Here is a 13,369-nt window from a genome sequence, read left to right as displayed (position 1 = left end):
TGTGCGCACCTCTGCATAGGAAGGAGTACGCAGGCAGTCATGGTGGCCATGCCACCAGCCGCAAGCGACTGTGGGTTTCTTCGCCGGGGCGCGCCTCAGCTCACCGACTGCTTCACGAGCGCGCCGATCCGCGCCTCCACCTCGGCCGTCACCTCGGTCAGGGCGAAACCGGCTGCCCACATCGTGCCCTCGTCCAGCTTCGCCTGGTCGCTGAACCCGAGCGTCGCGTAGCGCGCCTTGAACTTCTCCGCGCTCTGGAAGAAGCAGACGATCTTGCCGTCCAGGGCGTAGGCGGGCATTCCGTACCAGAGCTTCGACGCTAGGACCGGGGCGCTGGCCGCGATGACGGCATGGACGCGCTCGGCCATGATCCGGTCCGAGTCCTGCATCTCGGCGATCTTGGCGAGCACCTCCCGCTCCGCCTCCGCCGCCTTCTCCGCCGCCTTTCCGGCGCGCGAGTCACGGCGCGCGGCCGTCTTCAGCTCCTGGGCGTGGTCCTTCATCGCGGCCCGCTCCTCGGCCGTGAATCCCTGGTGCGTGCTGCTTTCGGTAAGGCTCATGGCAGATCTCCTCCTGTGGATCTCATGTGGCGCGATGGGTGGCGACGTGCCACTGCACCACCTATCGGCACGGATCGTGCCGATCGAGAGCTAATACTGCCCGCAACCCCCGGCACTGTCAACGGCACGCCACGTGCCGATATAGTGGGATCATGACCGACACGCCTGCCACGCCACGGCGCCGAGGCGCCGCGCGTACTGAAGAGCTGCTGCGAGTAACCCTCGACCTGGCTGCGGAGGTCGGTTACGCGGGCCTGAGCATCGAGGCGGTCGCCAGACGGGCCGGGGTCGGAAAGCACACGATCTACCGGCGCTGGCCGTCCATGGCGGCACTGCTGCTCGACGCGCTCAGCCGCGTGTGGGCCAGCGACCTGGACTACCGCGACACCGGGGACGTCCGCGCGGATCTGCGCGAACAGTTCCTGCGCTCAGGCCTCGCCCTTTCCAGCCCGCCGATCGGGCCCGTCTACCGCGCGGTCATCGCCGAGGCGCAGGCCGATTCCACGCTGCGGGCGACCCTGCACGAACGATTTCTGGTCACCGTCGAGCAGAGCACCCTCGACCGGATCACCCGTGCCCAGAGCACCGGCGAACTGGTCGCGGAAGCCGACCTGGAATTCGCCGCCGAGGTGTTGTGCGGCACTCTGTACTACCGCAGCCTGCTGTCAACCCGTCCCATCGACGAGAGCGCGGTCGATGGGCTGCTGGACATGTTCATGGCCGCGTACGGAACATCAACTAGAACTCGAAGCACATAGAGCGGCGTCCGCAGGGCCTGATCTTGACATTTGCCTCACCGCGCTGACTAGAAATAGCGACCTGCCCGCTTGACGGTCCGGGTCACCGGTGCTGTCTCGACCTTGCGGACCAGCGGCAGAGCCCGTTCCCGTGAACGACTCGACGCGATGCTCCCGCTGGCGGGATCGCTGCCGACCGACTTGGTGGCGTTGGAGCATCTGGAGGAGGACTGGGAGAGCACGCAAGGTCTGACCCGTGCCTTGCGGGACGTGGTCCCGGGTGGGCTCGACGCGGTGCTCGACTTCATCCCGCACGGTTCCGCGGGCTGGCAGGCCATGGCGGCCCTGGCCACCAGCGGCACGCTGGTACGCATGAGCGCCAACTCCAGTCCACCGCCGTTCCCCGTCATGGCGATGATGGTCAACTGCTGGCGCTTCATCGGGACCCGCGGCAGCACCCGTGCGGACGTCCACCAGGTCCTTGACCTGCTGGCCACCGGTGCCCTGAACGCCGGGGAACTGATCACGCACCGGTTCCCGCTCACCGAGATCGATCAGGCCATCGCGGCGATCCAGGACCGCCGCGAGCCGATCTGGATGGCGGTGGTGACTCCGTGACACGACAACCGGCCATCGTCGCCGTGCTCGGGACGTTCAACTGACCGGGGCCGCATCGGCATCGGCCGGCGCCCGGTGGAAGCGACCATCGAGGGGTGCTGCGGTTCCCCGCACGACGACGTAGGTCAGGGTTGGTGGAGCAACCGGCTCAAGGCGTCGCGGAGTAACTCGCCTGCGCGGCAACGTCCTGGTCCGCGATCCACGTGCAGCCGCTGGCCGGACTTCCGCACAACACGATGACCGTGTCGAGGCGGTCACGGGTACGGGCCAACGCGGCGATCTGGGCATCGATGCGATCACGCTCGGCGGTCAGCCGGGCCCGCGACTCCGGAGTGTTGACCTTGGCCTCGACGCAGGGCAGCAGTTCGGCGATGGTCCGGCTGGACAGGCCGGCCGCGTAGAGCGTCTGGATCAGCTGAACCCGGTCGGCCGCCGACGCGGGATAGTGGCGCTGCCCGGAGCCGCTCCGGTGCGCGTCCAGCAGCCCCTGCTCCTCGTAGTAGCGCAGGGCCCGTACGCTGACGCCTGACTGCGCCGCCAACTCACCGATACGCACCGTGACCTCCATCACAAGACTTGCCCCTGACGTCAACGTCAGGTTTTAGCCTATCCAGCATGCAGATAAACGGAGCACACGTGCTGGTCACCGGCGCCAACCGCGGCCTGGGGCGGCAGTTCGCCATTTCCCTTCTCGACCGCGGCGCCGACAAGGTGTACGCGACCGCCCGTCGCCCGGACCTCATCGACGTGCCAGGGGTCGTACCACTGCGCCTCGACATCACCGATCCGGCATCGATCGCCACCGCGGCGGCAGCGGCACCTGATGTCAAGATCGTCATCAATAACGCGGGAATCTCGACCGGGGCGAACCTGGTCACCGGGGATCTGGACACGATCCGCCGCGAGATGGACACCCACTTCTACGGCACGCTCAACGTGATCCGCGCCTTCGCGCCCCAGCTGGCCGACGGCGCGATCCTCAACGTTCTGTCCGCGCTCTCGTGGCTCGCCTACGACGGTGCGGGCGCCTACCACGCGGCCAAGGCCGCCGAGTGGGCACTCACCAACAGCGTACGCCTGGAGCTGGCCAACCAGCGCACCCTCGTGACGGGCCTGCACCTGGGCGCCGCGGACACCGACATGATGGCCTGGTACAACGGCGACAAGACCGCCCCCGAGGCGATCGTCGCAGCGGCCCTGGACGGCATCGAGGCGCACCGGCCCGAGGTACTCGCCGACGACTGGAGCCGCCAGGTGAAGACATGGCTGTCTGAGGACCCGACTGTCATCTACCAGGAAGCGACTGCCGCCCTCACCAGCTGACCGTCATACAGAGCTGAGGTAGCCCACCGCACCGATGATCAGGTAAGAGGCTTCGCAGGAGCCTGTTCTCCGATGGTGCGGCTGATCCAGGAGCGATAGTGGGTCACGTCGGTCCAAATGCCGACCCCCGGCCCGCCCTTCGGGTTGGTGGAGCAGCCGGCTCCCCCGCCCATGCGGCTGTCCACGTCGTCGCCGTCGCGCGAGGTGGCTCCGATCAGCTCCCACCGGCCGGCGATGCTGCGGATCTGCGGGCCTCCGGAGTCGCCGTGGCAGGCGCTGGCCGCGCGCCCGGCGCGATCAGCGGTGCACAACTCGGTGCCGTGGTTGAGACCCTCGCAACGGTCATCGGGTGCGCGGACGGTGTCGAGCTCTTGCAACTGCCGGGGACCGTTCCCGCATCTGGTCTCGTCCTCGCAGGTCATGCCCCAGCCGATGACGCGGCTCAGGTCGCCGACCTGGCCGGGGGCGTCGGCGATGCGGATGGGCTGGAGGTCTACTCGCCGGTCCAGCTGGACCAGCAGGAGGTCGCCCTCGCGCTGCCCGCGCGGGTCGAGTCCGGCCCAGTCGGGATGGGTGATGACACGCTTGACGCTGGTGAGAACTCCGCCCTTGTCGCGGCTGAGGGAGCCGATCCGTACCCGGGTCTTGCCGGGTTTCATGAGTCCCTTGCAGTGCGCGGCGGTGACGACCCAGTCCGCGGCGATGAGGGCGCCGCCGCAGTGGTGGTCGGGCTCTTTCTGCAGCCGGAAGGACACCATGAACGAGTAGGGTGCCGTCGCATCCCTGCCGCCGATGATGGCAGTGCGGTTCACGCTCGCAGCGGCCGTGGTGGTGGTGATCAGTGCGAGCGCGAAGGCCATGAGGGTGGCCAGCACCACTGATCGCCTGCCTGTTGCCTGGAACACATGTCTCCTAAGGGAGCGGCTGAGGAGACACCTTGAACGCTGCGAACTCAACGCGATAGCAACCGCACCCACGACGATCTAGGGGTGGAAAGCGGCTGGTCAGAGGCACCAGCCGCACCCTCGAGGCTACCCGTTGTCGGCGATGAAGAGAAAGTTCCGGGGGAAGCCCATGACGTCCCGGGGCAACGGGGGGTTCCACGGCCACCGGTCGTAGGAGGCGCCCTCCTCGCCGGGGGTCTTCAGCTCGGTGACCCGCCAGCCGCATCCGGACAGGAACTCCTCGGGCTCGTCGGTGCCGAACAACCACGGGCAGCCGTCCTCGGTCAGCCTGCGCAATGCCTCCCGCGAGAACTCGCTGATCATCGACTGGTGGCTGAGCAGATCCCCGGCGAGCACGCTTCCCGGAGCGGAGACCTCCGCGACCCGCCGCAGCAGCAGGCGGGCGTCGGGCTCCGGGATGTAGAACAGCAGCCCCTCGACCACCCACAGGGTCGGCGCCGACGGATCCCAGCCGGCCTCCCGCAGCGCCTCCGGCCAGGCGCCGGTGAGGTCGGCGCCGACGGGCCGCCGGACGCAGCCGTGCCGGGCGCCGAGTTCGGCGAGCCTCTTGTCCTTGTCGTCCAGCAGGTCGGGCTGGTCGATCTCGTAGAGGACGGTCTCCGGGGGCCATGACAGCCGTACGGAGCGCGTGTCCATGCCTGCCGCCAGCAGGACGACCTGCCTGAGGTCGGAGCGTACGGAGATCACGTCGTCCAGGTAGCGGGTCCGGATGGCGATGAACTCGCCCACGCCCGGATTGTCGTAGCGGGCGAAGAGGGTCGCGCCCTCCTCACCGGCGAGTTCCTCGGCCAGGTCGTCGGTGAAGATCGCGTCATCGCGCCGCGACTCCTTCGCCCTGGCGGCCGCGGTCCAGCGGGCGGTGGCGGAAACAGCGTGCATGGTCATTCCCTTCGGAGGATCAACGGCGAGGGCTGCGCACCTGTTCGAGCAGGCGCCGCATCTGTTCCGGGATCCGCGCCGGGACCAGGTGGCCGTTCTCGTCGGGACGTACGCAGGCGATCCGCTGCTCTCCGGTGGCGACCAGCTCCTCTCCGCCGTCCGGGAGTTGACGCCAGTACTCGTACGTCATCACCGACTGGGTCTGGCCCAGCTCTCCCTGACGCATTCTGATGATCACCTCGTCGAAGACCGCCAGTTCCCGCAGGTAGTCGCAGTGGCAGCTCACGGTCAGCAGGCGTACCCCGTCGGCGAAACCGGCCACCACGCCGGGGACGAAGTCGCGCAGGAACATCTCCCGGGCGCGGCCCTGCCAGCGGATGTAGTTGACGTAGTTGACGTTGCCGAGCAGGTCGGTGTCCTCGATGCCCACGACGTGCCGGTATTCGTACGCGTCGCCGGTCACCGGAGCTCACCGGCCTTGCCGGCGTTCGGGTCGGTCGCGGCCAGGATCGCGAGGACGACGGGGGCGGCCACACCCCGCAATCTGGTGGACATCGTCAGGATCCGGTGGTCACCGGCGACGAGCCCCACCCAGCCGCCTTCCCTCGCCGAGTCGAACGTGACGGCGGCGTCGACGGGCCGGCCCGCCTTCACCATGCACTCGGCGGCGGCCCAGACCCGCGTGGCCGCAGTGTCGAAGTCCTCCTCCGCCTCGTCCGCGATGGCCTCGGCCAGCGCGAGCCGGTCGGCGCCGAGCAGCGTCGACCAGGTCTGCCTGCTCCTGGGCGTGACCGTCTCCAGATCGCACCCCGCGGTGGTCGTCGCCATGGTGACGCCGGCCGCGTGCGCGATCGACACGGTGTCACCGCTCATCACCTCCGGCTTGCCGTCCGGGCGCCAGACGACCTCGGCGTCGGCGCCGAACAGCCGCTGAACCGCCAGTCGGCTGGCCTGCCGCCGCTCCAGCCCGTCGCCGTCGGCGTCGAACAGGACGCGGCCCGCCAGGTTCTGCTCGATGAGCACATGCTCCAGGTAGGAGCCCAGCAGCATGGGAACCCACTCGCGAGGAACCTCGTACTTGCTGACCAACTGCGTACGGAAGCCCTGCCAGGTCTCGATGACGCCGCCGTCGCGGTCGGTGACTTCGATGTCCCAGCACTTGTCGTCGAAGCGGTGCCGGATATAGACGTCGGTCGCCTGCTCGCCGGTCGACGGGCCCGGCACGATGCGTTCCACTCCCGAGGGGATGGCCAGCACGGTCGGCCCGCAGGTCTGCATCGGCTGCATGTAGGCGTCCCGGGCGGCCGGGTCGCCGAGCAGCAGCCGGGAGGGGAGATACCGCCCGAACCAGGAGGAGCCCGTGCCGGCCAGGAGCCGGCCCGTGACGTGCTGGGCGCCGGTTCGGTGGATGCTCTCGACGAGCTTGAACCTCGGGCCGTGGAAGAGCATGGGCCCGTAGAGGTCCGTCGCGGGGTCGAACGCCAGCGGCGGCAGCGCCACCTCGTCGGGCCGGGTGAGCCCGAGTGTCTCCGGCTTGGCGCCGGAGGAGTAATCGCAGACCGCCCGGAAGTGGTCGATCTGGAATTTGGTCGCACTCGTACGGACCGCGGTGGCGACCCGGCCCGGCCCGGTACGCAGCGCCACCACCCGTACCGTCACCGGGGCGTCCTCGGGAACGACGATGGCCCGGAGGAACTCCACATCCTCGAGAACCGGCACGGCCTCGGTGCCGAGCAGCCCGGCCGCGGCCTGAGCCATGATCTCCATGCCCACCGTACCCGGGAGGACGGCCCCTTCCCCGCCGCCGAAGACGTGCTCGGCGAGGTAGGGGTCGCTGGCCCAGCTGACCTCGGAGTCGGCGACGAGCTCGATGCCCGGGTAGGAGACACGCGGCTGCTCCAGGAAGCGGAGCAGCGGCAGATCGTCGCTCCCCTCGCGGCCGGCGCTGAAGGTCACCGTCGGCATGTCCCCGAACCGGCCGGTGACCACGGTGACGACGGGCGCGCCGGGGTCGGCGATCAGCTCGCGGAGCATGGCCACCCCCTGGTCGGGGGTGATGGTGGTGACGCCCACGCGGGCGAGGTTCTCCACCGAGCCGAGCCGCTCGCCCATGCCGACGCCCGACCACAGCGACCATTCCACGGCCCTGCATCGGCAGTGCGGCAGCTCGTGCGCGAGCCGTTCGACGAGGTCGCTCTGCCACTCGTTGGCGATGGCGTAGTGGGCCTCGCCTCGTAGCCCGGCCCGGCCGGTGATGCTGCCGAACGTGACGAGCAGCCGCAGGGCGCCGGTGTCGACGGCGGCCAGTACCGCTTCGAGCCCCGCGACCTTGGGGTCGATCGTGGCGGCGTAGTCGTCGTCGGTGAGCTCGCCGAGCAGCTTGGGCACGTTGCCACCGGCTCCGTGGAGGACGCCGGTGACCTTGCCGAGGTCCCCTTCGATCGCGGCGACCGCCTCGGCCATCCTCGCCCGGTCGGTGACGTCGGCGCGCAGGTAACGGGCGGTCACACCGGCGCTCGCCATCCGTTCCAGGTTCGCGGCCAGCTCGCCGTCCGTCGCCGGGTCGGACCGACCCAGCAGGGCCAGCCGCGTGCCCGTCTCCTTGGCCAGGCTCAGCGCGCACTCGGCCGTGATGCCCTTGCCGCCGCCCGTGACGAGCAGCACATCGTCCGGGCCGAGCGGAAGACCCGAGCCGGGTGAAACGTCCGAGCCGAGCGAAACGCCCGAACCGAGCGGAAGCGTGGCGCCGTTGAGCTCCACCGGCACCAGCACGGGCTCTGTCCGGATCCCATCGGCGTCGTAGCGGACCTCCTTGAAGCGGTCGGTCGCGGTGACCTCCGCGGTGATCCGCGCGGGCGCCTCGGCCGCGGACAGCGGCAGGGTCACCACGGTGGTGGCCACCCAGGGCGCCTCCAGGTGCAGGCTCTTGGCGAAGCCCGCCCCGCCGGGATCCTCCTGGACGATCACGCAGCGGGTCACCTCCTTGCCCGCGAGCACCGCGTCGGCGGCCGCGCGCAACACCGCCAGCCGCTCGGCCCGCGACTGCGTCGGCGTCGGCGAGGGCGAGGGCGAGGGCAACTGCGACTGCGACTGCGACTGCGACTGCGAGGGCAGGACGACCAGGACGCCGGTGCCGGTTTCCGCCTCCTCCAGCGCGGTTCGTACGGCTTCGGCGGAGGGATGGTCGCCGACGACCTGCCAGGTGCCCGAGCTCCGCGGCACCGTACGGCTCGGCGAGGCGCTCGCCCGCCGCTCGATGGCGAAGCCGTGCACCCAGGGCGCGATACCGGGCGGCACGATGCGGGCCGCCGCCGTCTCGGCGTCCTCGGCCGGCGCCTCACCCGTTGCGACGAGCTGCTCCAGCGTCTCGGCGACCTGGCCCAGGGTCGCGGTGGCGTACCCGGTGGGGGCGGCGGGCTCGGACAGCCCGAGACGGCGCATGGACTCGCCGACGATCTCGCCCACCACGATCGAGCTGAGGTGCAGATCGTCCAGGAACTTGCTGTCCGCCTGCACCGCGTCCAGCGGGAACTCGGCGTGCTCGGCGACCAGCCGACGCAGCAGGAGCAGCGGGTCGCCGGCGAGCTCGTCCGAGGACGGGGACCCCTCGGACGCGGTCGCGGGGGCGGCGGTGCCGACCAGCAGGGCGGAGTCGATCTCCGGGACGACCTCGCACAGGTTGGTGATGAAGGTCGGGGTGGCGGCCGGGTCGAAGAGGCGGGTGAAGCGATCCTCGAACAGCTCGCCGACCGTGACACCGGCGCCGACGGCGAACGCGGCGCCCAGCGTCTGCAGGATGCCGGTCAGCGAGTCGTCGTCCGTACGCGTGGCGACGGCGGGGACCCCGACGATGTCGCCCGCCAACTGGGTCAGCACCTGGCCCGGCCCCACCTCGATGAGCAGGTCGGCGTCCTTCGCCGCCGCCGTGAGCGCCTCGATGAAGCGGACCGGCGCGGTGATCTGCTCGCGCAGCAGGTCGAGGGGCTCGCCGACGACCGGTGCGCCGGTCACGGTCGAGATGACGTGCCGGCGGACGGGCTCCGGCCGCTCTTCGGCCAGCGTGCTCGCGAAGACGTCGGCGGCCGGAGCGACCAGCCGCGAGTGGAAGGCGTGCGAGACGGGGAGCCTGACCGCCGACAGGCCCTGGCGGGTCGCCCGTTCGACGACCCGGGTCACCGCCTCGGCGGGTCCCGAGACCACGGTTTGACGCGGTGAGTTCAGGCCGGCGACGACCACCGGATCGTCGTCGCCGAGCAGCGCGGCCACGGTGTCGTGGTCGGCGGTGATGCTCGCCATCGCGCCGCCGCTCTCCGACAGCTCGCTCATCGCCCGTCCCCGGGCCGCGGCGATCCGCAGCGCCGCGGCCTCGTCGAAGGATCCGGCCCAGTGCAGCGCGACGAGTTCGCCGAGGCTGTGCCCGACCGCGGCCCCGGCTTCGACGCCCAGCTCGGAGAGCACCCGCAGTCCGGCCACCGAGGCGGTGACGATGCGCGGCTGGGCGAGGGCGGTCTCGACCTGGTCGCCGCCCGTGGGCAGGGCCGCCATCTCGTACAGCTCGTCGACCGAGTCGAACCGGCGGCGCAGCGCGCCCCCGTCGGAGCGGGTGCCGGAGCCCTGCCCGGGGAACATCAGCACGATGCGCGGCAGCTCGCCGAGCGCGCCGAGGAAGACCCCGGCCGCACTGTCGAGGTGGCGTTCCGTGCCCTGTCCGGCCAGGTCGGCGACCTGCCGCAGGCGCTCGGCGAGCGAGGCGGGCGTGCCGGCGACCACCGCGGCGCGTCTCGGCCTGCGGCCGATCTTCCGGGCCAGGTACGCGGCCAGGTCCGGCAGCTCGGACCGGGACATGCCCACCGCGACCCCGGCGAGGCGTTCGGCCTCCTGCCGGAGGTCGTCCAGTGAGTCGGCGTCCAGGCAGAACAGTTCCACGTCCTGGGGGGAGTTCATGAGCGTCCGGGTCCGCCCGTCCAGGCGGGGCCGACGGCGGCGCGGAGACTCGATCACCACATGCGTGTTGATGCCGCCGAAGCCCATGGCGCTGACGCCCGCGCGTAGCGGCGCGTCCTGCGGCCACGGTTCGGCCTTGCGGAGGGTGCGCAGGGCGGGGGCGTCGCCGGAAATGAGCTTGTGGGGGCGTTCGCAGCCGGTGGTCGGCGGCAGTACCCCGCTGTTGACCGCCATGACCGCCTTGATCAGGCCGGCCATCCCGGCGGCCGCCTTGGTGTGGCCGATGTTGGCCTTGATCGAGCCGATGACCGCGGGTGGCGCGGCCGGCGCGGCCGCCCTTCGCGCCTCGGAGATCGTCTCCAGCTCCGCGGCGTCGCCGACGGCGGTGCCGGTGCCGTGCCCTTCGAAGTACGGCACCTCCTCGATGCCGAATCCGGCGCGCTCGTAGGCGCGGTCGAGGCAGAGGCGCTGGCCGTCGGACTCCGGCCGGGTGATCCCGCCCGCGCCGTCGGAGGAGACTCCCCAGCCGGCGATGAGGGCGTGGATGCGGTGGCCGCGGGAGATGGCGTCCTGCTCGCGCATCAGCACGACCATCCCGGAGCCCTCACCCGGCCAGAACCCGGCGGAGCGCTGGTCGTAGACGCGCATCTCGTCGGAGGCGAGGGCGCCGGCCCTGGAGAAGCCGATGAGCTCGTTCGGGTCGATGCTGATGTCCACCCCGCCGGCGACCGCGACGTCGAGGTCGCCGGAGACCAGCGCGTTGCAGGAGGTGGTGAGTGCCAGCAGCGAGGAGGCGCAGGCGCCGTCGACGGCGTAGCCGCCGCCGTTGAGGTCGAAGTGGTTGCAGATGCGCCCGGCGATCGTGTTGGACAGGCCGCCGGCCAGGTAGTCGCCGTCGGGCACGGGGAACGGCGCCTTGTACTCGTGTTCCATCCGGCCGAGCAGCTCGGTGAGCTGCTGGGTGTCCAGCTTGCCCTCCAGGGCGTTGGCGACAATGCGGCGTACGTACGGCCAGCGCAGCCTGATCCCGGCCGCGCGCTGGCCCTCGCCGGTGAGGGAGTTGCCGATGACCACGCCGGTGGTCTCGTGCGGCGCGCCCTTGCCGTCGGGGAAGCCGGCGTCGGCGAGCGCCTCGGCGGCCACCTCCAGCGCGAGCCAGTGCACCATGTCGGTGTTGCGGAAGGTCGTGCCCGCCACCTTGAAGCGCAGCCGGTCGAACTTCCAGTCGCGTAACAGCGCCGCCTCGGTCGAGTAGAAGTGGTCGGGCGCCGAACGGTCCGCCGACCAGTAGTCGGACAGCCGGATGCGCTCCGGCGGCAGCCGGCGGAAGGACCTGCGGCCGGCCAGCGCGTTGTCCCACAGCTCACCGGCTGTGGAGGCGTCGGGAAAACGGCATGCCATACCGACCACGGCGATACGAGAAGTCACGAGTGTCCTTCAAATCTGATTTACACGGCCGACCTGTTGCGGAGACGGTGGAATGCGTTGACCCGCGCCGCGCGCAGCAGCGAGCCCGGTGACGCGAACTGCTTGACGTCGATGAGCCGGGAGGCGAAGGCGTAATAATGCCTGGCCGCTTCGGCGTCACGGGCCGCCGCGGAAAGCAGCAGCCGCTCGAAGCCATTGAACGGCCGTACGGCCGAATAGTCCTCCATCAGCTTGTGATGGCTGTCCAGTGCCGCACGGTGTGCTTTTCCGTATTCCGCCAGGCCCGGCAGCACGTCGTGCTGGTTCGCCACGGCGCCGCCGACCGCGTCCACCAGCCACTGCGCGGACTGGAACGCCCAGCCGCAGCCGACTCCCCACAGCGGATCGGTGGCCAGCGCCGCGTCGCCGACCAGGGCGAGTCCCGGACCGTACGGCTTGCGGTAGACGTTGGGGAGGTCGAGCGTCCCGACGATCTTGGAGACGCGTTCGGCCTCGTCGATGCGGGGAGCGTCGGGCAGGGCGCGGACGAACCGTTCGAAGCTGCCTTCGAGATCGCCGCGGAAGGCCGAGGTGTGCTGTTCCTTGTTCGGCGAGCAGGCGATCACGGTGACGCCGTCGTCGTTGGGGAAGGCGAAGGCGGTGTCGGGGTCGAGGAACCAGACCCGGCTCGGCGCGTCGTCCGGCAGGCCACGGTACTGGGCGAAGAAGCCCAGCCGGTTGTTGGCGCTCAGTCTGACGGGAAGCCCGCTGAGGGCGCCCACGGTCGAGTTGCGGCCGTCCGCGCCCACGACCAGCCGGGCCGTCAGCCGGGTCTCCACACCGTTCGCGGTGACGCGGACTCCGGTGCAGCGGCCGTCCTCCTCCAGGAGGCCGTTGACGTTCTGGCCGAGGCGGAGGTCGACTCCCGGGGTCTCGGCGGCCAGCCGCCTGAGCAAGGGGTCCAGGGTCTGGCGCCGGACATTGATGCCGTGCGGGAGCGGGTCTTCGCCGGGCGCGGACCGCGGCGCGATCCAGCCCCATTTCGTCCACAGGTGGGTGACGTGCCCGTGCGCCCCGGCCTCCTCGAGGTGAGGCAGCAGGCCCAGCGTCTTCATGACCGGCAGGCAACTCGGTTGCAGCGTATGGGTGCACAACACCTTGTACGCGGCCATGCCGGAATGCTTTTCCAAGAGGGCGACGCGAGCGCCGAGATTCGCGAAGAGTATTGCGCTGGCGCATCCGGCAATGCTCGCGCCCACTATGACGACGTCATAGTCATCTGTCATTCGGCTTTTCCCTACGAGGCGCCACTCCGCAAAACTTGAAGTGGTTGAACCGTAAACGGGGATTGAGTAGATCCTTTAGAGGTTACCCGATAGTAGGGATCGAGATCTGAGCGCGTCAAGGGTCGCGGCGGGGCTTCATTCCGACCGCTCAGTATGCTCGCGCAGGAGCCTCAGCTCACCGGCGATGCCGGCCAGGGTCCAGTGGGCGTTCAGGCCGCTCGGGTTCGGCAGCACCCACACCGGCACCCCGCCCACCGCCTCCCCCTGGAGCCCGACGGCCGCCTTGGACCGGGCGAAGGCCGTACGGTAGGCCGTCACCCCCAGCACGGCCAGCACTCGCGGCCGCACCGAAGCCACCAACCCGGCCAGCCGAGCCCCGCCCTCGACCAGCTCCGCACGCGACAGCTCCGACGCCTTGGCACTGGGCCGGGCCACCACGTTGGTGATGCCCAGCCCGTACGACGGCAGCAGGTGCTGCTCGGCGGGCGCGAGCAACCGAGGCGTGAACCCGGACAGATGCAGCGCGGGCCAGAACCGGTTCCCCGGCCGGGCGAAGTGATGGCCGGTGGCCTCCGACATCAACCCGGGGTTGATGCCGCAGAACAACACATCGAGCGAGGGGCCGAGCACGTCGTCAATCACGCACCGGA

11 protein-coding genes are annotated in these 13,369 nt (G+C 70.4%); 3 read left to right on the top strand and 8 right to left on the bottom strand.

Features of this window, described 5'->3' with window-relative positions; translation table 11 throughout:
* Positions 1–95 precede the first annotated feature (95 nt).
* On the bottom strand, positions 96–560 hold the full coding sequence (locus KLK06_RS14425) for an iron chaperone (RefSeq protein ID WP_214635924.1): 465 nt from the start codon (positions 558–560) through the stop codon (positions 96–98).
* Between the two features lie 152 nt (positions 561–712).
* Between KLK06_RS14425 and KLK06_RS14420 the strand changes: the two genes are divergently transcribed.
* Together KLK06_RS14420 and KLK06_RS14415 are read left to right on the top strand one after the other, a co-directional pair.
* A complete protein-coding gene (locus KLK06_RS14420) occupies positions 713–1,318 on the top strand; it encodes a TetR/AcrR family transcriptional regulator (protein WP_214635923.1) in 606 nt (201 codons plus the stop codon).
* 147 nt (positions 1,319–1,465) lie between these two features.
* Positions 1,466–1,915, top strand: coding sequence for a zinc-binding dehydrogenase (locus tag KLK06_RS14415; protein WP_214635922.1), 450 nt, complete (start codon positions 1,466–1,468; stop codon positions 1,913–1,915).
* A gap of 148 nt (positions 1,916–2,063) precedes the next feature.
* Here the strand turns inward: KLK06_RS14415 and KLK06_RS14410 are convergent, their stop codons facing one another.
* Positions 2,064–2,471 (bottom strand): MerR family transcriptional regulator, encoded by a 408-nt coding sequence (locus KLK06_RS14410; protein ID WP_214635921.1) that lies wholly within the window; start codon positions 2,469–2,471, stop codon positions 2,064–2,066.
* Positions 2,472–2,530: 59 nt separating this feature from the next.
* On the opposite strand from KLK06_RS14410, the gene KLK06_RS14405 reads away from it, so the two are divergent.
* Positions 2,531–3,238, top strand: a complete 708-nt coding sequence (locus tag KLK06_RS14405) for an SDR family oxidoreductase (RefSeq protein WP_214635920.1) — start codon at positions 2,531–2,533, stop codon at positions 3,236–3,238.
* Positions 3,239–3,276: 38 nt separating this feature from the next.
* On the opposite strand, the gene KLK06_RS14400 is transcribed toward KLK06_RS14405, so the two are convergent.
* From KLK06_RS14400 to mug, 6 genes are all read right to left on the bottom strand, one after another.
* Positions 3,277–4,143, bottom strand: coding sequence for a trypsin-like serine protease (locus KLK06_RS14400; protein ID WP_214635919.1), 867 nt, complete (start codon positions 4,141–4,143; stop codon positions 3,277–3,279).
* 126 nt (positions 4,144–4,269) lie between these two features.
* Positions 4,270–5,082, bottom strand: coding sequence for an SAM-dependent methyltransferase (locus KLK06_RS14395; protein WP_214635918.1), 813 nt, complete (start codon positions 5,080–5,082; stop codon positions 4,270–4,272).
* A 19-nt stretch (positions 5,083–5,101) separates the two neighbouring features.
* A complete protein-coding gene (locus KLK06_RS14390; RefSeq protein ID WP_214635917.1) occupies positions 5,102–5,545 on the bottom strand; it encodes a thioesterase family protein in 444 nt (147 codons plus the stop codon).
* On the bottom strand, positions 5,542–11,454 hold the full coding sequence (locus KLK06_RS14385; RefSeq protein ID WP_308168246.1) for a type I polyketide synthase: 5,913 nt from the start codon (positions 11,452–11,454) through the stop codon (positions 5,542–5,544). The genes KLK06_RS14390 and KLK06_RS14385 overlap by 4 nt, the downstream gene beginning before the upstream one ends.
* Before the next feature lie 20 nt (positions 11,455–11,474).
* The gene (locus tag KLK06_RS14380; protein WP_214635916.1) at positions 11,475–12,719 is read right to left on the bottom strand and encodes an NAD(P)/FAD-dependent oxidoreductase; all 1,245 of its coding nucleotides are present in this window, start codon (positions 12,717–12,719) and stop codon (positions 11,475–11,477) included.
* A gap of 135 nt (positions 12,720–12,854) precedes the next feature.
* The gene (mug, locus tag KLK06_RS14375; RefSeq protein WP_308168245.1) at positions 12,855–13,361 is read right to left on the bottom strand and encodes a G/U mismatch-specific DNA glycosylase; all 507 of its coding nucleotides are present in this window, start codon (positions 13,359–13,361) and stop codon (positions 12,855–12,857) included.
* Positions 13,362–13,369: the final 8 nt, after the last annotated feature.

The sequence above is a fragment of the Nonomuraea sp. NEAU-A123 genome (genome assembly GCF_018603905.1).
Classification (GTDB): domain Bacteria; phylum Actinomycetota; class Actinomycetes; order Streptosporangiales; family Streptosporangiaceae; genus Nonomuraea.
Note: the sequence above shows the minus strand (reverse complement) of the source record. Positions and strands in the feature narration are given on the sequence as shown.

Excerpts from the sequence above, each read along its gene's own strand:
- KLK06_RS14380 (WP_214635916.1), bottom strand. The coding sequence starts at position 12,719 with ATGACAGATGACTATGACGTCGTCATAGTGGGCGCGAGCATTGCCGGA.
- KLK06_RS14425 (WP_214635924.1), bottom strand. The coding sequence starts at position 560 with ATGAGCCTTACCGAAAGCAGCACGCACCAGGGATTCACGGCCGAGGAG.
- KLK06_RS14405 (WP_214635920.1), top strand. The coding sequence starts at position 2,531 with ATGCAGATAAACGGAGCACACGTGCTGGTCACCGGCGCCAACCGCGGC.
- KLK06_RS14420 (WP_214635923.1), top strand. The coding sequence starts at position 713 with ATGACCGACACGCCTGCCACGCCACGGCGCCGAGGCGCCGCGCGTACT.
- KLK06_RS14415 (WP_214635922.1), top strand. The coding sequence starts at position 1,466 with ATGCTCCCGCTGGCGGGATCGCTGCCGACCGACTTGGTGGCGTTGGAG.
- KLK06_RS14395 (WP_214635918.1), bottom strand. The coding sequence starts at position 5,082 with ATGCACGCTGTTTCCGCCACCGCCCGCTGGACCGCGGCCGCCAGGGCG.